The organism is Pseudomonas jessenii, from assembly GCF_002236115.1.
GTDB lineage: Bacteria > Pseudomonadota > Gammaproteobacteria > Pseudomonadales > Pseudomonadaceae > Aquipseudomonas > Aquipseudomonas jessenii.
In genome coordinates this window covers 394,262-417,861 of record NZ_NIWT01000006.1, presented here as the reverse complement: position 1 = coordinate 417,861, position 23,600 = coordinate 394,262, and the positions used below count along the sequence as shown (strand labels likewise).

General features: G+C 60.5%; 18 protein-coding genes. 2 read left to right on the top strand and 16 right to left on the bottom strand.

Features of this window, described 5'->3' with window-relative positions; genetic code table 11:
- Positions 1-205: 205 nt before the first annotated feature.
- The gene (gene msbA, locus PSJE_RS21970) at positions 206-2,008 is read right to left on the bottom strand and encodes a lipid A export permease/ATP-binding protein MsbA (protein WP_057712276.1); all 1,803 of its coding nucleotides are present in this window, start codon (positions 2,006-2,008) and stop codon (positions 206-208) included.
- Between the two features lie 154 nt (positions 2,009-2,162).
- Here msbA and PSJE_RS21965 point away from each other — a divergent pair, with 154 nt between their 5' ends.
- Together PSJE_RS21965 and PSJE_RS21960 are read left to right on the top strand one after the other, a co-directional pair.
- Entirely contained in the window at positions 2,163-4,025 is a 1,863-nt protein-coding gene (locus tag PSJE_RS21965) for an O-antigen ligase family protein (protein ID WP_090452775.1), read from the top strand.
- Positions 4,025-5,248, top strand: coding sequence for an acyltransferase family protein (locus PSJE_RS21960; RefSeq protein WP_090452774.1), 1,224 nt, complete (start codon positions 4,025-4,027; stop codon positions 5,246-5,248). Before PSJE_RS21965 ends, PSJE_RS21960 begins: the two co-directional genes overlap by 1 nt.
- Before the next feature lie 65 nt (positions 5,249-5,313).
- Here PSJE_RS21960 and PSJE_RS21955 read toward each other — a convergent pair whose 3' ends face one another.
- The 15 genes from PSJE_RS21955 to glnE all read right to left on the bottom strand — a co-directional run bounded on the left by PSJE_RS21955 (position 5,314) and on the right by glnE (position 23,397).
- Entirely contained in the window at positions 5,314-6,198 is an 885-nt protein-coding gene (locus PSJE_RS21955) for a glycosyltransferase (RefSeq protein WP_090452773.1), read from the bottom strand.
- On the bottom strand, positions 6,195-7,349 hold the full coding sequence (locus tag PSJE_RS21950; protein WP_057712280.1) for a glycosyltransferase family 4 protein: 1,155 nt from the start codon (positions 7,347-7,349) through the stop codon (positions 6,195-6,197). The genes PSJE_RS21955 and PSJE_RS21950 overlap by 4 nt, the downstream gene beginning before the upstream one ends.
- Positions 7,346-8,788: a PIG-L family deacetylase gene (locus PSJE_RS21945; protein WP_090457728.1), complete on the bottom strand. Its 1,443-nt coding sequence runs from the start codon at positions 8,786-8,788 to the stop codon at positions 7,346-7,348. Before PSJE_RS21945 ends, PSJE_RS21950 begins: the two co-directional genes overlap by 4 nt.
- A gap of 8 nt (positions 8,789-8,796) precedes the next feature.
- Positions 8,797-9,693 carry an antimicrobial resistance protein Mig-14 gene (locus PSJE_RS21940; protein WP_090452772.1) on the bottom strand — a complete coding sequence of 299 codons (897 nt, stop codon included), beginning with the start codon at positions 9,691-9,693 and terminating at the stop codon, positions 8,797-8,799.
- The gene (locus PSJE_RS21935; protein ID WP_057712282.1) at positions 9,693-10,823 is read right to left on the bottom strand and encodes a glycosyltransferase; all 1,131 of its coding nucleotides are present in this window, start codon (positions 10,821-10,823) and stop codon (positions 9,693-9,695) included. The genes PSJE_RS21940 and PSJE_RS21935 overlap by 1 nt, the downstream gene beginning before the upstream one ends.
- Positions 10,807-12,564 carry a carbamoyltransferase family protein gene (locus PSJE_RS21930; RefSeq protein ID WP_090452771.1) on the bottom strand — a complete coding sequence of 586 codons (1,758 nt, stop codon included), beginning with the start codon at positions 12,562-12,564 and terminating at the stop codon, positions 10,807-10,809. The genes PSJE_RS21935 and PSJE_RS21930 overlap by 17 nt, the downstream gene beginning before the upstream one ends.
- A gap of 166 nt (positions 12,565-12,730) precedes the next feature.
- Complete coding sequence (locus tag PSJE_RS21925) at positions 12,731-13,066, bottom strand: YceK/YidQ family lipoprotein (protein WP_079246814.1); 336 nt, start codon at positions 13,064-13,066, stop codon at positions 12,731-12,733.
- A gap of 228 nt (positions 13,067-13,294) precedes the next feature.
- Positions 13,295-14,746 (bottom strand): lipopolysaccharide kinase InaA family protein, encoded by a 1,452-nt coding sequence (locus PSJE_RS21920; RefSeq protein ID WP_090452770.1) that lies wholly within the window; start codon positions 14,744-14,746, stop codon positions 13,295-13,297.
- The gene (locus tag PSJE_RS21915; RefSeq protein WP_090452769.1) at positions 14,746-15,498 is read right to left on the bottom strand and encodes a lipopolysaccharide kinase InaA family protein; all 753 of its coding nucleotides are present in this window, start codon (positions 15,496-15,498) and stop codon (positions 14,746-14,748) included. Before PSJE_RS21915 ends, PSJE_RS21920 begins: the two co-directional genes overlap by 1 nt.
- Positions 15,495-16,229 carry a lipopolysaccharide kinase InaA family protein gene (locus PSJE_RS21910; RefSeq protein WP_090452768.1) on the bottom strand — a complete coding sequence of 245 codons (735 nt, stop codon included), beginning with the start codon at positions 16,227-16,229 and terminating at the stop codon, positions 15,495-15,497. Before PSJE_RS21910 ends, PSJE_RS21915 begins: the two co-directional genes overlap by 4 nt.
- Complete coding sequence (gene rfaP, locus PSJE_RS21905) at positions 16,229-17,035, bottom strand: lipopolysaccharide core heptose(I) kinase RfaP (RefSeq protein WP_057712288.1); 807 nt, start codon at positions 17,033-17,035, stop codon at positions 16,229-16,231. The genes PSJE_RS21910 and rfaP overlap by 1 nt, the downstream gene beginning before the upstream one ends.
- Positions 17,036-18,157, bottom strand: coding sequence for a glycosyltransferase family 4 protein (locus PSJE_RS21900; RefSeq protein ID WP_057712289.1), 1,122 nt, complete (start codon positions 18,155-18,157; stop codon positions 17,036-17,038).
- The gene (waaC, locus tag PSJE_RS21895) at positions 18,157-19,218 is read right to left on the bottom strand and encodes a lipopolysaccharide heptosyltransferase I (RefSeq protein ID WP_046039742.1); all 1,062 of its coding nucleotides are present in this window, start codon (positions 19,216-19,218) and stop codon (positions 18,157-18,159) included. Before waaC ends, PSJE_RS21900 begins: the two co-directional genes overlap by 1 nt.
- A 1-nt stretch (position 19,219) precedes the next feature.
- A complete protein-coding gene (gene waaF / locus PSJE_RS21890) occupies positions 19,220-20,254 on the bottom strand; it encodes a lipopolysaccharide heptosyltransferase II (RefSeq protein ID WP_090452767.1) in 1,035 nt (344 codons plus the stop codon).
- Between the two features lie 203 nt (positions 20,255-20,457).
- Positions 20,458-23,397 carry a bifunctional [glutamate--ammonia ligase]-adenylyl-L-tyrosine phosphorylase/[glutamate--ammonia-ligase] adenylyltransferase gene (gene glnE, locus PSJE_RS21885; protein ID WP_090452766.1) on the bottom strand — a complete coding sequence of 980 codons (2,940 nt, stop codon included), beginning with the start codon at positions 23,395-23,397 and terminating at the stop codon, positions 20,458-20,460.
- Between the last annotated feature and the right edge of the window lie 203 nt (positions 23,398-23,600).

Genomic DNA, 23,600 nt, shown 5'->3' with positions numbered 1-23,600 from the left:
AACCCACATACAGAATGAACAGGGGCGCGATATTAACACAGGGTTGGTGTCGGCTAGTGCGGTGGCTGCAACGGGATGATTCGCCAGCATTTTTCGCTCATTTTTTGAGCAATAAACCCGCTAGGCGAAATCATCAAAGTCACGGTAGTGGCTGACCGGTTTCGACGGGAGTGCGAAAGGGCGAGCCAGGCTCGCCCTTTCGGGGTCAGGCGATGTCTTCGGCCGGGGCGTCTAGGCCCATCGCGTTGAGGCGCGAGTAGTAGCCGTTTTGCGCCAGCAGTTGTTCATGGGTGCCGCGCTCGACGATTTTCCCCTGATCCATGACCAGGATCAGGTCGGCCTTCTCGATGGTCGACAGGCGGTGAGCGATCACCAGCGTGGTGCGACCTTTCATGACCTGGTCCAGGGCTGCCTGAATATGCCGCTCGGACTCGGTATCGAGCGCCGAAGTCGCCTCATCGAGGATCAGCAGCGGAGCATTCTTCAACAGTGCCCGGGCAATCGCCAGGCGCTGGCGCTGCCCACCGGACAGCAGCACGCCGTTTTCCCCGACCTGGGTGTCCAGGCCTTCAGGCAATTGAGCGATGAAGTCCATCGCGTAGGCATCCTTGGCCGCCTTTTCAATGTCTTCACGGGGTGCGCCAGCCAGATCGCCATAGGCGATGTTGTTGGCCACGGTATCGCTGAACAGGGTCACGTGCTGAGTCACCTGGGCGATATGCCGACGCAGGTTCAACAGCTTGTACTGCTCCACTTCGACGCCATCGATCAGGATTTCGCCCTTGTCGTGGTGATAGAAACGCGGAATCAGGTTGGCCAGGGTCGACTTGCCGCTGCCCGAACGTCCCACCAAGGCCACCATTTGCCCGGGCTCGACCGAGAAACTGATGTCATTGAGCACCTGACGCTCGGTGTCAGGGTAGGTAAAGCTGAGGTTGCGCACATCCAGGCGACCGCTGACCACATCACGCTCGACGGTGCCGGTATCGACTTCAGGCTGGACATCCAGTTGCTCGAAGATACTTTCAGCGCCGGCCACGCCCTTCTGGATGGTCGAGCTGACTTCGGACAGCTGGCGAATCGGCTTGGGCAGCAGGCCAGCCAGAGTGATGTAGGCCACCATGTCGCCGGCCGACGCATCGCCCCGCAGGAACAGCACCAGGAACATCAGCACGGCCATGGCGGTGTAGATCACCAGTTGCAGCAACGGCGTGTAGATGGCGCCGGTGCGGGTCATGCGCAATTGCTTGTCGGTGTTGCCCTGGCTGGCATCGAAGAAGCGTTTCTCTTCGTACTTTTCACCGCCGAAGCTGCGCACCACGCGATAGCCCTGGATCGTTTCGGACGCCACATGCGTCACGTCCCCCATGGCCAGCTGGATTTTCTTGCTCTGCTTGCGGAATTTCTTGCTGGCCGTGCGCACCATCAGGGCGATCAACGGCAGGATGGCGACCATGACCAGCGTCAGGCGCCAGTTCATGTACAACAGCGAGGCAAACAGGAAGATCACCGTCATGCCTTCACGGATTACGACCTTGATCGCATCTGTTGCCGCCCCCGTGACCATGGTCACGTTGAAGGTGATACGTGAAATCAGGTGCCCCGAGTTATGCTTGTCGAAATACCGGTTTGGCAACACCAGCAGGTTGTTGAACAACTGGACCCGCAAGTCATGGACCAGGCCCAGGGAAACCTTGGCCAGGAAGTAGTTGCCCAGGTACGACCCCAACCCCTGCCACGCGGCGATCAGGATGATCAACAATGGCACCGCCTGCAGCAGTTGCAGATCCCGCAGGTAGGGCACTGTTGGAAACAGCACCGCTTCAGGATTGGATAGACCGTCGACGAAGTACTTGAGGATGTAGCCCAGCATTGGCTGTGTCGAAGCGAAAATCAGAAAACCGACGATGCTGATCAGAAACAGGCTGATATACGGCCGGACATAGCCGAGCAGGCGGAAGTAGATTTTCAAGCTCGATGGGCTTGCGCAGAGACTGGAGTCGGTCATATCACGCGAATGTCGATGAAAAGGACGCTGACTTTACCACAGCTTCCCCAGGGTTCTGGCAATCGCATACAGTCTGTGTATTGTGGCGCGTCAAACAGCCACCAGATGTCCCTGCCTTGGTATGGTCGCTCAATTCAGGAATAAGTTACCCAGCATGCAATTAAACGTTTTGAACAGCACGTCCAACAGAATCTTCGATTTCATTTGTTTGTGGATCCTTCCGCTCGGTTATTTGTTGCTGCTTTGTGCGCTGTTTTTCCTGCCGGGGCGCAGTGTGCATCACAAGCTTTATTATGGCCTGTTCAGCATTCCGGCACTCTTTGCACTGTGCCTGCGGCCGCGGCTCGGCAAAGAGTTGCTGCGCGAGCCGATCGTCATTGCAGTCCTGCTATTTATGGCGTGGGCACTGCTCAGCCTGAGCTGGAGGCCAGACGACGACATCGACTTTGGCCAGTTCAAACCGCCATTGCACACCTTGTTACTGTTCGTTGGCTGCTACCTGCTGGTGCGCTTTCGCAGTGAAATCATCCAGCCCCTGCTGTTCTGCGCCGCGACGGTGGCACTGGTCATCTCTGCCTACAACCTGTACAGGTTCGACCAGATCTACCAACCGGAAATGCGCCTGATCGGTGTAGGCGCATTTGACAATCCACTGCTCAGCTCCCACGTTTTCGGCTTTTTTTGTACCTATTGGCTGAGCCTGAGCATGACGTGCAAGCGACGCCAGGTACTTTGGCTGAGCGTACCGGCGATGGCGATCATGTTCGCCGCAGTGCTGGCCACCGGTTCCAGGACCCCACTGGTTGCACTGACGCTGGCTGCGCTTTGGCTGTGTTTCATCTGCTGGAATCGACGCTCGGTCTTCATGCTTGGCGCCATGTTCTTCGCCGGTACGGCGACTTTCGCGTTGTTTGCGGAGAAAATCTTCGAAAGAGGCAGTTCCTTCCGCATCGAGCTCTGGCAATTGACCCTGAACAGGATCGCTGAGCACCCATGGATCGGGCACGGCTACAACGCCGCACTGAGACTGGACCCCGGCGTCGGCTACAGTCTTCAGGAACCCCATAGCTTTGCCCTGGGCGTGCTCTACTACGTCGGCATTATCGGCCTGCTGCCATGGCTGTTCTTTCTCGCATGGGGCTTCATCAGCAGCCGACGCCATCGCGTGCAACCGCTGTTTATCATTGCCTCAGCCTGGCTGGCCTTCGGTATCGGTGCAGGCCTGACCGAGGGTGGCGGGATCATCTCTCGCCCCAAGGAACACTGGTTCCTGCTGTGGATCCCCTTGGCGCTGATTGCCGCATTGAGCATCAATCAGCGGGCCCGGCGCCTGCTGGACACACCGATCAAGACGGCGACACCAAGCGCCCTGCAACAGCTGACTGCCGATGCCAGGGTCATCGAAGAGGATGGTCTGGGCCCCAAGGTCCTGCGCCTGAGCGATGGCAGTTTTCTCAAGCTGTTCCGTCGCCGTCGCTGGTATACCTCGGGCAGTTTCACGCCCTACTCCGATCGTTTTGCCGTCAATAGCGTGCAACTGCGCGGCATGGGCATCCCGACACCGCACATCCTCGACCTTTACCGGTTCGAAGACGGCAGCACCGCCGTGCATTACTCCCCGTTGCCGGGCAACACGCTGCGCCAGATCCTGCAAGGCATCACCGCCCCGGCGGTACGCCAGGCACTGGTGGAGCGCTTCGGCAAATTCATGGCTCAACTGCACCAGCAAGGGGTCTACTTCCGCTCCCTGCACCTGGGCAATGTGCTGGTGCTGGAGGACGGCGAGTTCGGCCTGATCGACCTGGCCGACCTGCGAATTCACCCCTCGGCATTGAGCCCTTCCCTGCGTCGGCGTAACCTGCGCCACATGCAGCGCTACGCATCTGATCGGCATTGGTTGTTCGAGGATCACTTCGAAGCACTGCTGCTGGGATACGCCGCGACGGCCTCGAAAGCCGACGTGGATAATTTGCACAGGCACGTGCTGGCCGGGAGTCCTCCGGCCCAGGCTCACTGATGACAGAAACCAACCCGCTTATCGCGATGGCGGCCTACCTGCTCGCCATCGCGACCGCTGCGCTACTGTTGCGCAGCGTGCCGAGAATCCCCCGAGAGCTGGAGCATTGCGGCGAAAGCCGCTTTGCCGGCATCGACGGCTTACGCGGGTATCTGGCCTTCGGCGTGTTCGTGCACCACTCGATCATTACCTGGATCTTTCTGCAAACCGGCGTGATGGATTTTCCACCGAGCAACTTCTACTCGCAGCTCGGCCAGGGTAGCGTCGCCCTCTTTTTCATGATCACCGGCTTTCTGTTCTGGAACCGCTTGCTCACCCACGGACGGCAACACGACTGGCTGGCATTTGCGGTATCGAGGCTGTTTCGCCTCTACCCGCTCTACCTGCCGCTGATGTTAATCGTGTTTGTCTGCGTGTTCTATTTGCAGGACTGGGAACTCAAGGACTCCGGCACCCAACTCATTGGCCAGACCCTGGCCTGGCTGATCTTCGACCGGCCAGACGTCAACCAGTACCACCAGACCGGCATGCTGATCTCCAACGTCACCTGGACGCTGGGGTACGAGTTGTTTTTCTATCTGGCCCTGCCACTGGCCGCCATGGTGTTCATTTATCGCGGCGGCTGGATGCAGACGGTGCTGTGCCTCATCGGCATCTATACCCTGTACCAGGTGGTCGGCTGGGAACACTCGCTGAAGAAGCACTTCCTGGCCAGCTTCCTCGGCGGCATCGCTGCGGCGTACTGGATTCGCCGTCCACAATGCGTCGCCTGGAGCCTGTCTCCGCTGGCGGGCATCATCGCCCTGCTCGCATTGGCGATCGCCTTTACGGCGTTCAACCGGGCATTCAACCTGGGAGCGCTGCTGCTGCTTTCACTGTTCTTTGTGATCGTGGCGTCCGGCAATACCTTGTTCGGCGCCCTGAGACCACGCAGCATCCGCTGGCTGGGGGAAATCAGCTACAGCACGTATCTGCTGCACGGTTTCGTGCTCTGGGTACTGGTGCAGCGGCTGCCGCCGATATTGCACCTTGACGTCCGGCAAGCCTGGGTCTTCCTGCCGTTGCTGGCCGTGTGCAGTTGCCTGCTGATCATCATCAGCAGCCTGACTTACCTGTACATCGAAAAGCCCGGTATCAATGCCGGCAAGAAAACCCTGCACTGGTTGCGCCAAAACAGGAAGCCGAGGAAAGAACTTCCGGAGGAAACAGCTCAACAACGTTGAGCCATTGCCGGGGCATGTCACCGAGGACAATGCCCGCCTTCCCCTCCTTGAATCCAGCCTCCGGCTCAGTCTTTCTCCAGCCGTGAGAAATACATCCGGCCCAGTCCACGCCAGGTTTTCTTGTTCCAGGCCTTGAACGGAATCTGCGCCAGCAACTCCCGCGCCAGCTTGCGATCACGGTTGGCGGTCTTGAGGAACATGGAATTGAGAAACTTGTAGCGCACCTCGTCATACAGCGGGTGATCGCTGAAGAGCGCGTAGGTGCGCAGGATGCTATCGATCATGAAGCGGTGATTCTTGTAGGAGTTGGTGGCGTGCTTGCGATAGCGCGCCATCAACACATTCAGACCGTCGATGAAGTAACCGGCATGGGTCACCTTCAGCTCGATCAGCAAGTCTTCCAGGCGAATGGTCGGGTCGAAACCACCCACCTTGTCCAGCGCTTCGCGGCGGATCATCAGGGTGGGTGCCGGAGGATAGGGCTTGCGCTCGAGGAACATGTCGTCGAAATCCAGACGACGGAACGGCACATCCCGACGCTGGCGCTTCTCGGGGTAGAGATTGCCGTCGGCATCGATCAGTTCGATGTTACCGGCGCAAATGCCGACCTCGGGCTTGCCCTCCATATGCGCGACCTGAGTGGCGATTCGCTCCGGCAACATGATGTCATCCGAACCGAACGGCACGATCAGGTTGCCCTTGGCCCGGGCAATTGCACCGTTGAGGGTATTGGTCAGCCCCTGGTTTTCCTGAACCCGGAAGTCGAAGCCATGGATGGCCTGCAATGCCTTGATCCGCGCGACGCTGTCATCCTTTGAGCCGTCGTCGACCACCAGCAACTCGATGTTCCGATAGGTCTGGTTGAGGACGCTGAGAATGCTTTCCTCGATGTAAGGAGCGTGGTTGTACGACGCGATGATGACCGTGACGATGGGTTGCGCGTCGTTCATGGCTGCTCCTTGCGGGCCTGTTCCAGGCCGGAATCGATCAGATTGAGGTATTCGCGACGGAACTCCTCAATGTCATGGTGTTGCTGCAGATAACGGAAGGACTGCTCGCCCTTGGCCTTGAGCTCGTCATCCGAAAGGCCAAGGTAAGTGTCCAGCGCCGCCTGCAGCGTCGGCACATCCTTCGGCGTAATCGCCAGGCCACCGGCCCCCTCGATGAGCGGCAACATGGCCGGCACGTTCGAGGCGATCACCGGCAAATGCCCGCTCATGCCTTCGAGCAGCGCCAGCCCGAGGCCTTCGGCCAAGGAAGGCATGGTCCAGATGTCGAAAGCCCGAATGTACTGCAGGGCAATTTCCTTGAACCCCAGCAAATGGGCGCGACCGCTGAGGCCGAGGCGGTCGATTTCCGCGGCCAGGCGCGACTCTTCGCGGCCGGCACCAATGATCGCCAGTTGGGTATTGGGGTATTTGTCCTTGAGTGCCGCGAAGGCCTGCAGCAAATAGATATGGCCCTTGACCGGCACCAGTCGCCCCAACGCACCGATCAGCCGCACCGACGGATCGATGCCCAGCATTTCACGGGCCTTTTCACGACTGTGTTGCAGACCTTCGGCCTGCTCGATGTCGATGGCATTGGTGATGGCATAGGTATTCTGATCGGTGAAGCCACAGTCACAGTCCAGCAGATACTGTTTCACCGCTGGCGACACGCCGACGAAGCGCCAGTGACGATCAATCAGGCGCTGGGTCTGGCGGCGCCGGTAAAAACGGTCGTACTCGCCAAAGCCGTGGGAAATGCCGATGCACAGCGGCACTTTCAACCAGCGGTTGAGCGCCAGCATCATGTTCACCGGCTTGAAGCGGTTGCAGATCACTACATCGAATTTTTCCCGACGGCAGAACTTGTACAGCTGCCACATGGCCCGCAGGCGCATGCCCTTGAGGGATTTGTCGGAAAATTCGAAGTACACCGAACGGTCGGCTCGGCTCACTGCTTCGCCCGGCCCGGGTTTGCCGCGCAGAAACGCGGCGGTCACTTCATAGCGATCACCGGGTAGGGCCTTGACGATTTGCTCCGCGAGGTCGGCGAAATCATGGGCTTTGACGTTGTAGTCAGGCTGCAGTTGCAGGACCTTTGACCGCTGACTCATAACTCTCCCCGCTGAGAAACATTGCCTGGTGTGTGCTTGATGGACCACAAAAGCTCGTGGCGCCGGACGGCCTTGCGAAAGAATTCGTTCTGGCCATAGGTGGACGGCAACCGGCCGGCCAACAAACGTTGTATCAACCGACGCAAGCGACGCTTGAACGGCATCGCCGATTGCAAGTCGTGCATCATGCCCAACGCCATGGCCTTGTCTCGCTGCTGCTCCAGCGGCAAGGGCAGGCAATAAGGCTGCATCGGCTGGGCCGGATCGAAGGCCGGCGGCAAGGCGATGCCATCACCGGTATCACCCATCGGCCAGCGGTCGTTGTCGTGCAGGTGGTTGGCATAGCCCAATAGCGTGGTCGGCTGCCAGTCCAGGCCTTGCAAGGCTTCGAGAACTGCCGCCTGGGCGCAGACATGGTCGGGATGCGGATCGAGGGTCGGATGCGGCAGGACAATGACCTCGGGGCGGGCCCGCAGCAGCAACTCACGCAGATCCGCCAGCAGATTGTTCCAGGTCGGCGCGCCATCGGCATCGCCCGGCAGCGTGAAAGGATTCAACTGACGGAACAGCCGGGTATCGCCCAGGTCCGCTTCCCGCGATCCCGCGGCCACCGCAGGCGCAGCCTGCATGCTCGCCAGTTGCAGGCAGAAATAACCCAGTTGTACGCAGCGGGCCTCGGGTACACCGGCCCAACGTGGCACGGTGATGCTGTCCCAGGTGCGCAGGCGGCCTTTCAAGCGGGCCGCATCGACCTTGTTCAGTCCCATCTGCCGGTAGTGTTCGGCTTCGATTTCGCCCGCTGTCAGCGTGACGATCCAGGTTTCGTCGGCCTGGCTGTACAAACCGTAGGCTGCCAGCTCGGCATCATCGGCATGGGGCGCGATGACCATCACCCTTTGACGCCGATAATCCGGATGTTCCAGTGCCCACAGCACAGGCTCACCGAACACACGACAGAAACGCCCGCGCAAGCGCAGCTCACCACGCGACAGCGCCTGAGCCTGACCACTGAGATTGAGGTAACGCAGGCCGTTTACGCCTCGTTCGAAGGTTTGTCGGTCAGGGTTTTCGCCCCCCACCAACTCGACCACTGGATCGATAAAACGTCCCAGCCAGGTGCTTTTCACCCGCAGGGCCAGCACCAGCGTCGCATCGTCGACCAGCATCACGCCCTCGTCCAGCCGCAAATGTTCACCGTTCAGGTGCACCTTGGGCTGGGGCGTGTAGGGGGGAAAGCTGTACTGGTAATCGTCTTTCGGTGAGTAGAACAGGTGGTCGGCAAACCAGGCTTCGTGGGCAACCCAACCCAGAACCGCCAGCACCAGCGGCAACCACCAGGCCACCAGCACCCCCATGACGATCAACAGCACCAGCGCAATCAGCAGGCCGATACGTTTATTGCGCCGATGGCGCTTGAGCAGTTGCTGTTTGCGGCTCATGGTTTGGCTCATACGGTGAAGACCGGCACGGGGTTGCACCAGCGATCCTTGTATTCACGGTCGGCGCGACCGAAGGAAAAGCGCAACGGTTTGTCCTGCGCCCGGGCATGCTCCCAGGCGCTTTGCGTATTGATGAAGCTCAATACGCTACCGGGGCTGAATTCGCGGGTTTCGGGATCAACGCCGCCGTTGATGTACTCGACGCTGATCCATTCCGGTGCTTCGACGCGGTACACCAGTTGAATCGCAATCGGCGCATCGTTGAGGAAGATCACCGAACCGATCAGCAACTCGCGCAGCAGTTCGAGGACTTCGGCCATGCGCGCAGCGCCGGTAGCCGGGAACCCCCAACGACGCTGGAACAGATCACAGTAGATCGCCGCCAATTCAGCGCTGGAAAATTCGCCGACCGGACGCACCACACCGCCCGCCTCTTCCAGCAGACGCAATTCGCGGCGCTGGTTGTAGCGAAACTTCTTCGACAGTTCTTCCGGGGTACGGGCCATGGCCAGTTGTTCTGTCTGCAGCTTCATGCCGCTGAAGCGGGTTTCGTTGAGTGCCGACAAGTAGCGTGCACGATGGCGCAGAGGAGCCTGAACATCAGCGGCAGCCGGCAAAATCAGCTCGGCATTGCCGAGATCGAACAGGCCTTTTTTGCCGTTGCGCTTGAGCACATCCTTGGACAGCGCCACATCGCGGCCCCAGGTCGGGATCGCGGCCTTGACTTCGCCCAGTTGCTCCCAGGCCAAGTATCGCACCGGGATGCCGGCAAGATCCGCCAGTCGTTCGACCACCAGAGGGTGAGTCGCGACGCTTCCGCCAAATTGCTGCCAGGCTTTTGCGTAGGTAGAGGCGTCAACGGGCGACCAGCCACGTTCGCGCCAGCCTTGGAGTCGGTTGAGCATCAGCCCCTCGGTGCCAGATCGGTAACTTGCGGCAGACGCCAGAAGGTGTCGCGCACCGCACGGTCGGAGAAACGCTCACGCAAGCGATCGAGCATCATCTCGGCGCATTGACGGCGCTGTTGATCATCCATACCCGCCAAATGTTGCAGGCCTTGTGCAAGGTGTTCAGCATCGCCGAGCGGGAACAGAATGCCCACGCCTTCGACCACTTCCTTCGCCCCGCCACACGCTGTGGCGAGCAAGGGTACGCCAGCAGCCATTGCCTCCAGCAGCACCATGCCGAACGGTTCGTGATCGGAACTCAGGGCAAATACATCAAAGGCGCGGAAGTAATTACGCGCGTCCGGCACCTGACCGAGGAACAGCACCCGATCACCGATACCCAGCTCCCGAGCCAGCTCCTTGAGATCCTGCTCCAGACGCCCCTTGCCGAGAATCACCAGTTGGCTGTTACCCGGAAGCCCCGGCAACGCCGCAGCAAAACCGTGCAGCAGAGTAGCCTGATCCTTGTCCGGGTGCAGTCGGCCAACGTTGCCGACAATCCACGCATCAGCCGAGAGACCGAGGGTTTCCCGAGCTTCGCGAGCGGAAACCTGACTGGCTTGCAGCGCAGGCACGTCAATGCGGTTGTAAAGGGTTTGAATACGCGTCGCCGGCCATTTCGGCAGGCATTGGCGCATGTCGTCGCGCACCGCATCGGACACCCCGAGCAGGCTCAGACGCTTGCGGAAAATATGCGCGAACAGCTTGCGCGTGCCGCGTTTGTAATCGTCAAACGCGTGGTGCACGCCAATCACCGGCAACGAAGTGCCGAGCAAGGCGATGTAGATCGGCTTGAAGCGATGGGCGATGCAGAAACTGAAGTTGCGCGACGCGGCGATCTTGCGCAGATCGCCGATGGCACCCAGCTTCAGGCCACGAATGGCCTTGGAGCTGTATTCCATGAACAACACTTCATCGGAAGCACACGCTGCGGCCACCTCGCTATCGGCAGCCCCGGTCAGAAAGACCGTGGTCACCCGATAACCGGTGCCCGCGAACAGGCTGGCGTACTGCCGTGCGCAGTCCAGGAACGGCCCGTCATAGCCGTGGCAGAACTGCAGCACATGGCGTTCAGCCGAGCGAGTCATAAGCGTTTGCGCCCTCTTTGACCACCAGGATGTCTTCCATGATCAGGTACTGCAGATCCGAGCCGAAGAACATATTCAGCGCATCGGTCGGCGAGCAGATCATCGGTTCGCCGCGACGGTTGAGCGAAGTGTTGAGCGACACGCCGTTGCCGGTGAGCACTTCCAGCGCTTTCATCATGTCGTAGTAGCGCGGGTTGTATTCGCGCTTGAGCACCTGGGCGCGGGAGGTGCCGTCTTCGTGGACGACTTCCGGCACGCGGGTTTTCCACTCTTCCGCCACTTCGAAAGTGAAGGTCATGAACGGCGCGGGGTGATCGATCTTGATCATCTGCGGCGCCACGGTGTCGAGCATCGACGGGCAGAAAGGCCTCCAGCGCTCGCGGAACTTGATCTGGTGGTTGATGCGGTCGGCCACGCCCGGCACGCTTGGGCAACCGATGATCGAACGCCCGCCCAGTGCACGCGGACCGAACTCCATGCGGCCCTGGAACCAGGCCACCGGGTTGCCATCGACCATGATTTTGGCGATCTGCTCCGGCATGTTGTCGAGCTTGCGCCACGTTGGCTTGTCGGCGTGACGGGCGCAGGCTGCGATCACGTCTTCGTTGCTGTACGACGGGCCGAGGTAGACGTGCTCCATCTTCTCGACCGGCACGCCGCGGGCGTGGGACACATAGGCTGCCGCGCCGACTGCGGTACCGGCATCACCGGACGCCGGCTGTACGAACAGCTCTTTGACGTCGTCGCGGGCGATGATTTTCTGGTTCAGCTTGACGTTCAACGCACAGCCACCGGCATAGGCCAGCTTGCCGGTTTCCTTGAGCACGTCGCCCAGGTAGTGGTCGATCATCTGCAGCGCAATCTTTTCGAACAGCGCTTGAATGCTGGCGGCGTAGTGGATGTAAGGCTCGTCGGCGATGTCGCCTTCGCGCTTTGGACCCAGCCACTCGATCAGCTTCGGCGAGAAGTAGTAACCCTTGCCCTTTTCTTTGTAGCGACGCAGGCCGATGACGTTGGCGTAGTCGGTGTTGATCACCAGTTCGCCGTTTTCGAATGAAGCCAGGCGCGAGAAATCATATTTGCTGGCGTCGCCGTACGGCGCCATGCCCATGACCTTGAACTCACCGTCGAGCATATCGAAACCGAGGAACTCGGTGATCGCGCCATACAGGCCGCCGAGGGAGTCCGGATCGAAGAATTCCTTGATCTTGTGGATCTTGCCGTTTTCGCCATAACCGAAGAAGGTCGTGGCGTACTCGCCCTTGCCGTCGATGCCCAGGATCGCGGTTTTCTCTTTGAAACCGGAACAGTGATAAGCGCTGGAGGCGTGGGCAAGGTGGTGCTCGACCGGCTCGATCTTGATCTTCTTCGGATCAAAACCCAGTTGCTCCAGGCACCAGACGATCTTGTTGCGATAGCGCTTGTAGCGACGGTTGCCCATCAGGATCGCGTCGAGTGCACGGTCCGGGGCGTACCAGTAACGCTTGGCGTACTGCCAGCGGGCCTTGCCGAACAGACTGATCGGTGCGAATGGGATCGCGACCACGTCAACGTCGGACGGCTTGATACCGGCCTGTTCCAGGCAGAATTTCGCCGATTCGTAGGGCATGCGGTTCTTTGCATGTTTATCGCGTACGAAGCGCTCCTCTTCAGCCGCCGCGACCAGCTTGCCGTCGATATACAGGGCTGCGGAAGGATCATGGCTAAGGGCGCCGGACAGGCCAAGAATCGTCAATGCCACAGGGGTCTAGCCTCTTTAGTCTGCATGCAGGCGCAAGCGCCTCAAAAATTAATGTGCCCTCGCAATGAGCGAGAGACAGCTAAAGGGCGGGATTATAGCGTAAAAGCGGCGGCAAACCTCTAGCAGCAAGCGGCATGCAACCACGGCCGGGACCTCACGGCATTTTTTATCCGCGCGCAGGCCGCCAATAGATGGAGATACTGCCGTCCACGCTTTGCCGGTAAATCGTGTACGGCAGGACAACGGTATCCAGCGCGCCAGACACGGCCAGGTCCACCAATACGAGCGGCACAAGGATACCCGTAGGGTCTGGCGGTGCATTCAAGACACAGAAGTCGTAGGCGAGGCCGCTGTAGACCCGTGGAATGGATTGGCAATAGGTCTTTTGCCGACGCAGCCCCTGCGCGGCTTGGGCTTCATCCTGCAGGACGGTGGCTGCGGTCCCGCAACCCGTTAGCGACACTGATAAAACACCCGCTGAAACTGCCATTTTGATCGTCACAATCTGCCCTCCGAGAACGTCAGGCAAACTAGCATCCGGGCGATTTGGGCCACAGTTCACGACTTCCCAAGATCGCGTAGGACGGTTCACAAGAACTTGTCTGCTTTCTCGGTTGGCAGTACCGGCCTCATCGCGAGCAAGCTCGCTCCCACAGTGGTTCTCGGTCGCACACAAAATATGTGCCCGACAAAGATTCAGTGTGGGAGCGAGCTTGCTCGCGATAGCGGTTTAAGCAGCGCTGGAGATGTCCTTGGGCAACCGCTGATCAATGACCTGATAAAGGGCACTGCCTTCAGGCCAATTGCGCATGAACCGCGCGCGATCCCTTGCATACGCTGGGGAGAAACTACCGAGGGAGCCGTGCTGGCACATCGAATCGAGGTCGATCAACGCCCAGCGATCCTGCTGCCAGAACAGATTATGCCCCTTGAAGTCGCCATGGCTGATGCGTAGACGAATCAACTCGGCGAACAGATGATCCAGTGCCGCCAGTTCGGCTTCCGGTGCATCACCACGCTCCACATACGGCGCAAAACGCTCGATGATGTCCGGCCCCGGCAGGTACTCGGTGATCAGGTAAGCCCGGCTACGCAGCCACAGGAAACGCTTTTCCAGCAACGCCAGCGGCTTGGGCGTGGCAATCCCGAGGAACGCCAGGCGGTTGCCTTCGCGCCATGAATGCCAGGCCCGGCTCGGACGCCAGAAGCGCTTGAGCCAGTGGGCAAAACCCTTGATGTTGTAGCGCTTGATCACCAGCGTGCGGCCATCTACCTCGACCTTGCCGACGCTCGCCGCACCGCCGGTCTTGTACAGGTGCCCCTGATCGAGCAAGGCATCGGCCTGCTCCAGCACAGGCACCATCGACGGCACTTCCTCGCGGCGAATCGCCCGTAACCCGAAGGCTCCGCGCTGGACGCTGAACAGCGTGCACTCGCGGCCGACCTTGATCAGGAAGTCCTTGAGGCGCCAACTGCGGACCTTGTCGATCTGCTTCTGCAACGCCTCCATGGGTAAGGCGTGTTCGCCGTTGCTAAGCAGGTAATACACCAGCAACTCTTCAATGAAGGGTTCAATCGACTTCGGCAACTGGGCGAAGAACACCCCGAGGTTTTCCAGGACCTTCTGCCGGGACAGCGGCTGGCCAGGTGTCTCGCAGCAGATACCTGCGCCATCGATCAGGTACAGGCGACCGCCCTGGCGCAGCAAATTGTCCAGGTGCAGGTCTTCCTGCCACAGGCCCTTGCGATGCATCTGGCCGATCGCGCCCAACGCCTCGGCCAGCACCGCCCCTTGCCCATCGGACAGTACGGGCTGCTGCTCCACCTGCATCCAGGTGTCGCCCAGGCTTTCGGCATGCTCAAGGAAATCAAACAGCAGCCAGCCACCCTCGCCGTCCTTCAGGCCATCGGCCAACAGCTGCGGCGTGGTCAGCCCCTGGGCAGAGAGCAGGCGCACGCCATCCAGTTCGCGCTGAAAATGCCGTGCAGCCTTGCTGCCGACCAGCAATTTGGCCAACACCGGCCGGCCACGCCAGACGCCGGCACCGACATAACGCTGCCCCGGCAACACCCGCAACAGGCTCAGCAGTTGCAACTCGGCAGGGCCGGCGGCGTCGGCCAGCGAAACGCTCAGCGGCAAAACGGGATTGCGGCCTGCGGTCTTCAGTTCGGATAAACGCATCAGCGCGGCCTCTTTTGGCTGCGCCGCGCAGTCAATCGCTGCAGCCAGCTATCGATCAGCGAGCTGTCCTGCGGCTGATCCAGATAGGCGGCCAGCAATTGCCGCAGTTGCGACTCGCCCCACTCGGGCGCACGGCGCGTCAGCGGCTCCAGGTCCTTGATTCGGTCACGCTGCCCGTACAGCAGCGGCCGGGTCTTTTCCAGGTCGATCAATTGAGCCTGATAGCCGTTGCCGGTGGCGCGCATGAAAATGTGCTTGGGATAGAAGCACCCATGCACCTGGCGTGCGGCGTGCAGCTGCCGGGCCAGTTCGCCACTGGCCTTGAGGATTTCCGAGTGCTGCTCAGGGCTCAATTGAGTCCAGCGCTGCAACAGCGAGTCGAGGTCGTCCCAACCGTCCAGCGCACGGGTCAGCAGGATCGCGCGGACCTCGCCATTGACCTTGCGCTCCCCGTAGAACACCGCTTCGAGCGCCGGAATGCCCATCTTCCGGTAACGGGAGATGTTGCGAAACTCGCGAGCGAAACTCGGCTCGCCGAACGGTGCGCGCAAGGTGCGGGTCAGGTAGTTGCTTTGACGCTTGAGGTAGAAACCATGACCTTCCAGGTCCAGCCGAAACACGCTGCTCCAGCCGCCGCCACCGGTGTTGGGTTCGTCCACCGCATCGAGCTGTTTGGTCCAGAGCGCCTCGAACGTGCCGAGGCCATGGCGCTCAAGCAGCGCACGGTCTTCAGCGGCCAGAAAGTCAGTCATTCGCGTCCCTCGAAAAATCTCACCACATGCCGGATGCGTTTTTTGTCCGCAGCGTTGAGCCGGGTCCGGTTGCGGTATTGCAGGTAAAAGCGCAGGCGCTGTGTAGCCGACAATTGATATTTGGCGACCTTGTCCAGGCACGCCAGATCCTTGGTAATACGGTACTTGAGCCAGAAACCGCGCCAGAAATCGCCGTTGGGGCAATCGATCAAAAACACTCGAGCCTGATCGTCGATCAGCAGGTTGCGCCACTTCAAATCATTATGGGTGAAGCGGTGGTCGTGCATGGTCCGGGTGTATTGGGCCAGCTGACGACTGACGGTATCGACCCAGGCGCGGTCCGCCAGCTTCGGGTCGTGGCGCTCAGCCAATGCCGACAAGTCCTCGGTACCCGGCAGCTCCCGGGTAATCATCGCGCCGCGAGCGTAGGCCGCACCGCGCCGCTCCAGCCCCCAGGCCACCACTTCGGCAGTGGGGATACCCCACTTGGCAAAGCGCTTGAGGTTCTGCCATTCCATCTTCACCCGAGGCTTGCCCAGGTAACGCCGCAAGCCTTTGCCGGCGCCCACATACCGTTTGACGTAATAGTTGACGCCATTGCGCTCGACACGGATGACCTCCGAGAGCGCGTCACGGGTCAAACGCTCGCCTTGCAGCGCAAACACAGCCTCGAGGCTGCCGAAGTCATCGGCCAGCTCGCTGTAGGCCGGTTCCAGCTTCCAACCCGACATCAGAGCGCATCCCCGTATCGCTGTTTACGCTCGTAGAGCTTGTTGGCCTTGCCGTCGAGCCATGCCAGCAAAGCTGCCTCTTCACACAGGATCTGTCGTATCGGTTGCTGGAAATAGCCTTTGAGGAAGCGCAGCTTGTCGCGGCGGGTCAGGCCGATGTCCAGCGCGGAAAAGTACAGGGCAGCCAGGTCCTTGTTGCGCCAGCGCAAGGTGATCGCCGGGCGGGTCTGGGCACGGTGCAAGTCGATCACCGAAAGTTTGAAGTCGTCGGCGGTCACCGGTTTGTCGGTGTGCAGCAGGAAATGGCAGATGTAGCAGTCGCGGTGGTTGACCCCGGCGCGGTGCATCATGCCGGTCATGCGCGCGACTTCGGCGATCAGTGCGCGCTTGAGTTTTGGCTCCGGTGGCTGCCGGGTCCAGTTGATGCTGAAGTCTTCCAGGCTGACCGTCGGCGCCAGCTCTTCGGTGACGATGAACGAATGTTGATCGGCCGGGTTACGGCCCTTCTCGCCATACGCGACGGCGGTCATGGTCGGCACGCCGACTTCCTGCAGGCGCTGAATCGCCTTCCATTCCTGACCGGCACCCAGTACAGGAAGCTTGGCCGTCAGCAGGTTCTTGAATATTTCGCCCCAGCCGATGCCACGGTGGATTTTCACGAAAAACCCGTTGCCGTCGACTTCCGTGCGTAATGTCCGGCGTGCTTCCAGCTCGCGGTACACCTCGCCCTTGAGCCCCTCGACTTCGGCGAACGGGTCGCGTCCGGCCCAGAGGCTCTTGAACGGTTCAGCCAGCATCAACTTCATTTAAGCGTGCTCCGCCAGAATCACATCCGCCGCGTGCTGCGGCATGCTGTAGAGGTCGGCCGTTTCGGCGAAGGCCAGACCATTGCGGCTCCAGGCCGCCCTTGCTTGAGCGTCGTTCAACATGCCGGTCAGGTACTGCGTCAGCTGTGCCTGATCGAACGGTTCGTCCAGCACCAGGCCAGCATCGGCCTCGGCGATGTAATGGGCGTAACCGCACACCGCGCTCACCAGCACCGGCAAGCCGGCCACCAGGGCTTCGAGCAGCACGGTGCCGGTATTCTCGTTGTACGCCGGGTGGATCAACAGATCGGCACCCAACAGGAAACGCGGAATGTCACTGCGCCCTTTGAGGAACGTGACGTTGTCGCCCAGCCCCAAGGTCGCGCTCTGCATCTGGAATAACTTGGGGTCATCCTGGCCAATTACAAACAGCCGGGTGCGCTTCCTCAAATCGGCAGGTAATGCCGCCAGTGCCTTGAGGCTGCGATCGACACCCTTGGTCTTGAACCCGGAGCCGATCTGCACCAGCAGCAGTTCATCGTCCTTGAGATTGAATTCAGCGCGGAACCCGGCACGAATTTCATCGGCATCGGCCGGCCGACGACGATCCTGGGCGATACCCGGTGGCAGCAGGTGAAAGCGCTCCAGCGGCGTGTCGTAATGCTTGATGAACAGCGGTTGCTGGACCTCGGAAATCATCAGCACTTCGGTCTTCGCCTCTTTGGCAAACACCGCCCGCTCGTATTCGGCGAAGTGGCGATAGCGGCCCCAACGGCGATACAGCGAGTTACGCAGGTTCTGCGCCTTGTCTTCAAAACAGCCGTCGGCGGCGTAGTAGACGTCCAGGCCCGGCATCTTGTTGAAGCCGATCAGGCGGTCGACCGGGCGCTTGGCCAAGTCCGCTTCCATCCATTCGCTGAGCTTTTCGTTGCGCCGATGGTTGAAGAACGCCTTGACCGGCGCCACCAGCACTTCGAAACCCGGCGGTACGTCGCCTTCCCAAATCAGCGTGTAGACGCGAATCTGATGGCCGCGCTTCTGGCACTCCAGGGCGATTCGCATGAAATCGCGCTGCAAGCCGCCAAATGGAAAATACTTGTACAAGACAAATGCCAATTGCATCAGCGCAGCTCCTCAGCCATTAACAACGTGCTCAGTCGGCTCGCGACACGCTCGGGATTCAGACGCGTGAAGCACAACGGCCACTCGCGTTTCAGGTCAAACTGACGGGCATCTTCAGCCGTCGGTTGATAAGTGCATTTCTTTTGCAGGCACGGCGCACAAGGGAAGTCGCTGGCCAGGTGAATCTGCACCTTGCCATAGGCGCCGGTCAGGCCCGGATTGGTCGGGCCGAACAGCGACAGCGTCGGCACATCCAGCGCGGCGGCCAGATGACCCAGACCGGTGTCCACCGCCACGCAAGCTTGCGCGCCCGCCAGTACCTTGCCGACACCGGCCAGGTTCAGTTTGGGCAACACTTCGGCGTGTTTGAAACCGGCTGCGATGCGCTCGGCCCGGGCTTTCTCCAGCGCATTGCCCCACGGCAGTTTCACCCCTACGCCCAGGTAGCCGACCCGCTCGGTCAGCTCACGCCAATAGGCTTCGGGCCAGTGCTTGGTGTCCCAGGTGGTGCCGTGCAGAAACACCACGTACGGATTCTTGCGCGGCAATTCCACCAGGCGCTCGATATTCAGGCCGTAGTCGCCCAAGCCTTTGGGCAAGTCATAACCCAACGCGATGGCGAACAACTGACGCACTCGCTCCACCGCGTGCTGCCCACGGGCAACGGCCAGGCGTCGATCGTAAAAGCGCGCAGCGATGGGTTCGCGTGCAGAGTTTTTATCGAGGCCGGCCACCGGCGCCTTGACGTAACGGGTCAGCCAGGCGCTTTTCAGCAAGCCCTGGGCGTCGATCACCAAGTCATATTTCGTGGCGCGAACGCTTTGCTTGAAGCGCTTCCACTCACCGCTCTTGATGGTCTGCCAGATGTTTTTGCGCCAGCGACGTATCGCCACCGGAATCACCTTGCCCACCGCCGGATGCCAGGTCGGGATCTCGGCAAAGCCTTCTTCCACCACCCAGTCGAATTTGATGCCGGGGATCGCCCGCGCCGCGTCGGTCAACGCCGGCAACGCATGAATGACGTCGCCCAGCGAAGAAGTCTTGATCAACAGAACCCGCAAGCTATTTGACCTCGACCGGAGTGCCTTGCAACCGCTGCAGGGCTTCGTTCACCGCTTGCGGCATGAGTTGGCGCAAGCAGTTGTAATGGCCGAAACGGCAGGTGCGGTCGAAGCATGGGCTGCACTCGATGCCCAGACGAACGACTTCGACGTGCTCGGCCAACGGTGGCGTGAAACCTGGCGACGTCGAGCCGTAGACCGCCACCAATGGGCGATTCAGGGCGGCGGCAACATGCATCAGGCCGGAGTCGTTGGACACCACCGCATCGGAGCAGGACATCAGGTCGATGGCTTCGGCCAGCGAGGTGCCGCCGCTGAGGTTGACCGATTCTTCACGCAGGCCGGGAATCAGCCGCGCGCGGATGTCTTCGCCCACGGCGTGGTCGTTTTTCGAACCGAACAGCCAGACTTGCCAGCCTTCGCGGATCTTCGTTTCGGCAACCTTGGCGTAATGCTCGGACGGCCAACGCTTGGACTCACCAAACTCGGCGCCGGGGCACAGGGCCAACACCGGGCGGTCGAGGGTCAGGTCGAACTTGGCAAGCGCCGCTTCGCGGGTAACCGGGTCGATCTGCAGGCTCGGACGTGGATACGGCTTTGGCAACTCAAAGCCCGGCTCGTAAGCCAGGGCCATGAAGCGCTCGATCATCAGCGGATAACGATCCTTGTCCAGCGTGCGTACGTCATTGAGCAGGCCATAGCGAAACTCGCCACGCCAGCCGGTGCGCTTCGGGATGCCGGCAAAGAACGGCACCAGCGCCGACTTCAGTGAATTGGGTAACAGGATCGCCTGGTCGTACTGGCCTGCCAGGGATTTGCCGATGCGCCGACGCGTTGCCAGTTCCAGGACACCGTGACCGAGCGGAAAGCTCAAGGCCTGGCGAACTTCGGGCATGCGCTCAAGAATCGGCCGGCTCCACTCGGGGGCCAGCACGTCGATTTCGCATTGCGGGTGGCGTTGTTTCAGACACTGGAAAAGTGTCTGCGCCATCACCATGTCACCGACCCAACTGGGCCCAACGATCAGAATTTTCATGTGGTTTCCATAAACGAACCGGGGAGGCCTACGCCTCCCCGCCTCGAAAATTCTACAGAACAACGCAAATCTACTGTAGGAGCGAGCTTGCTCGCGATGAACCCGAGAACTCCGCGGGGTGTCAGGCTCGCCGCGTTATCGTTAACGACCATCGCGAGCAAGCTCGCTCCTACAGGGAATATTGGCGTATCAAATATCCCGTTTCAGCTTAGCCCCAGCTCACGCCAGATCCGCATGACCTGCCGCCGTTCGTCCGCGAACTGATCGCCCGGAATCACCCCGGGGTCCTTCTGCAAGGCCTGCCGGTGGGCGGCGGAACGGTACGCTTTATACGCTTCACGCAACAGGCTGGCATCTTCGACGGGCATCAACCCTTCATGCTCCAGCTCTTCCAGAATGCGGATGTTGTCCGTCCAGCGTAGCAATGGCGGGTGTGTTTCGGACCACGCCAGGGCTGCGTATTGCACCATAAATTCAATATCGACGATACCTCCGGCGTCCTGCTTGATATCGAACGGCGCCGTGGCTTCGAAGGCATTTGCCCCGGTGCCGGCCGCGGTGCTCTTGCTGCCGAGGTTATCGCGCATCTTGGCACGCATCTCGCTGACTTCCTGGCGCAGGGTCGGCAGATCACGTGTTTTGCCCAATATCGTGGCACGGACTTTCTCGAAGGCCTGGCCGACATCCTGACTGCCCACCAACACCCGCGCGCGCACCAATGCCTGATGCTCCCAGGTCCAGGCCTCGTTTTCCTGATAGCGGGCAAACGCGCCCAGGGAACTCACCAGCAAGCCCGACGCCCCGGACGGTCGCAGACGCATGTCCACTTCATACAACTGCCCGGAGTTGGTCTGCGCCGTCAGCAAGTGAATGATCCGTTGCCCCAATCGGGTGAAAAATTGCGCGCCATCGATGGGTTTGATGCCATCGGTTTCAGCCTGCGGATCGCCGTCGTGGATGAACACCAGGTCCAGGTCCGAACCATGCCCGAGTTCCAGGCCGCCGACTTTCCCATAACCGACAATGATGAAGCCGGGATCGCACAAGGTGCCATCGGTGCGCAGCGGCGTGCCGTACTTGGCCACGGTTTGCCGCCAGGCCAGTGCCAGTACCTGCTCCAGGATCGCCTCGGCGAGCCAGGTCAGGTAATCGCTGACTTTCATCAGCGGCAGGCTGCCGGCGATTTCCGAGGCGGCCACTCGCAAGCGGTGCGCCAGCTTGAAATGGCGCAGAGCTTCCATTTGCTGTTCGAGGTCGTCCTCGGGAATCCGTGTCAGGCGCTCGCGCAACTCTGCCGCCAGTTCTGGCGCCAGTGGCGGCTTGAACAGCCGGCCTTCGTTGAGCAATTCGTCGAGCAGCAGCGGGAAGCGGGTGATTTGCTCGGCGATCCACGGGCTCGCCGCGCACAGCGTCAGCAAACGCCGCAACGCACTGGGGTTCTCGGTCAACAGCACCAGGTACGCGGAACGACGGGCCACGGCTTCGACCAGCGGCAGCACCCGTTCCAGTACCAGGTCCGGATTGTCATGTTCCACGGCCTGAGCCAGCAAACGCGGAATAAAAGCATCGAGACGTTCGCGACCCAGACGCTGCATCGCCCTCAATTGCGGGCTGCCGCGCAAGCCAGCCAGGGCTTTCAAGGCTTTTGGGGCATCCTTGAAACCACCCTCTTCCAGTTGACGGCAGGCGGCCTCATCGTCCTGGGCCTCTTCCCACAGCGGCAACCACTCACCGCCGACCACCACTTCGCTTTCGGCGCCCTGCTCTTCATCGGGATCGGCGATCACCTGCCCGAAGTGCCAGGCCACTCGGCCGCGCCAATACATCAGTTGTTCGTGGAACGCCGTCCAGTTCGCGAAGCCCAGCATAAAGGCAATGCGCGCCTGGTCCTGCTCGCCATCGGGCAACATTTGCGTCTGGCGATCGGCAATCGCCTGAATCGCGTGTTCGGTGTAACGCAGGAATTCGTAACCTTCACGCAGCTCGCTGATCACGTTCGGCGGCAGGTACCCCTGACCCTCCAGCGTGCTCAGTACCTTTAATAGTGGGCGCTGCTGCAAGCTCAGATCGCGGCCGCCGTGGATCAACTGGAACGCCTGGGCAATAAACTCGACTTCGCGAATACCGCCGGAACCGAGCTTGATGTTGTCGGCCATGCCCTTGCGCCGCACTTCCTGCTGGATCAGCTGCTTCATGGTGCGCAGCGCTTCGATGGCGGAAAAGTCGAGGTAACGCCGGTAAACGAATGGCCGCAGCATCTCTTGCAGTTGCGCGCCGGCTACTTGATCCCCGGCCACCACCCGCGACTTGATCATCGCGTAGCGTTCCCAGTCGCGCCCCTGGTCCTGGTAATACTGCTCCAGCGCGTTGAAGCTCAGCACCAGCGCGCCCGCCGAACCGTAGGGACGCAAACGCATGTCGACGCGAAATACAAAGCCGTCGACGGTCATCGGGTCCAGGGCCTTGATCAGCCGCTGGCCCAGACGGATGAAAAACTCCTGGTTATCCAGCGGGCGTTTGACGCCAACTGTTTCGCCACCCTCGGGATAGGCAAATATCAGGTCGATGTCCGATGACAGGTTCAGCTCCACGGCACCGAGCTTGCCCATGCCGAGAATGACCATCTGCTGCGGCTCGCCGCTGCGCCGCCCGGTCGGCACGCCGAACTGCTGGCAATGCCGCACGTACAACCATTGATAGGCCTGATCGATGCTGGCATCGGCCATGTCCGAAAGGTCGCGGCAGGTCTGGATCAAATCGGCCTGGCGGGTCAGGTCGCGCCAGATGATCCGCACCTGATGGCGTGCACGCTGGCGGCGCAAGGCGCGGCCAAGCTGATCATCGGTCTCGGCCACGTTCGCGGCGGCCGCGATCTGCCCGCACAACTCACCGGGAGCGAAGCCGCGGTCCAGTTCGCCGGACTGCACCAGCCTCAGCAACATCAAAGGGTCACGAACACACTGTTCAATCACGAAATCGCTGGCGGCGGTGACGCGGGCAAATTGCGCCCAGCGTTCCGGCGTCCAGGCGGACAGCCCGTGGTCATCGTCCAGAGCGGCGACGGCAGCCCGGAACGACTGCTCGGCACGGGTGACAAACGGCAGGAGAATGGCGGGCAGTTCGGCAAGCGAAGGGAGGCTCATGGTCTATCCTTGATCGGCGTGCAACGGGCTGCATGTAGTGGTTTTCGAAAACCCACTACCTGAGGGAGTGTCGAACAAAAGTTAGAAATAGCTGAAATTTCTTTTATTTTGGCAGCCAGCATCAAGCTTTTACCTTTAGTAGTTGGAAAAAGACCAACCTTAACGATTATTCTCACAACGCAGCCGGGGGGCACAAGCCGCTC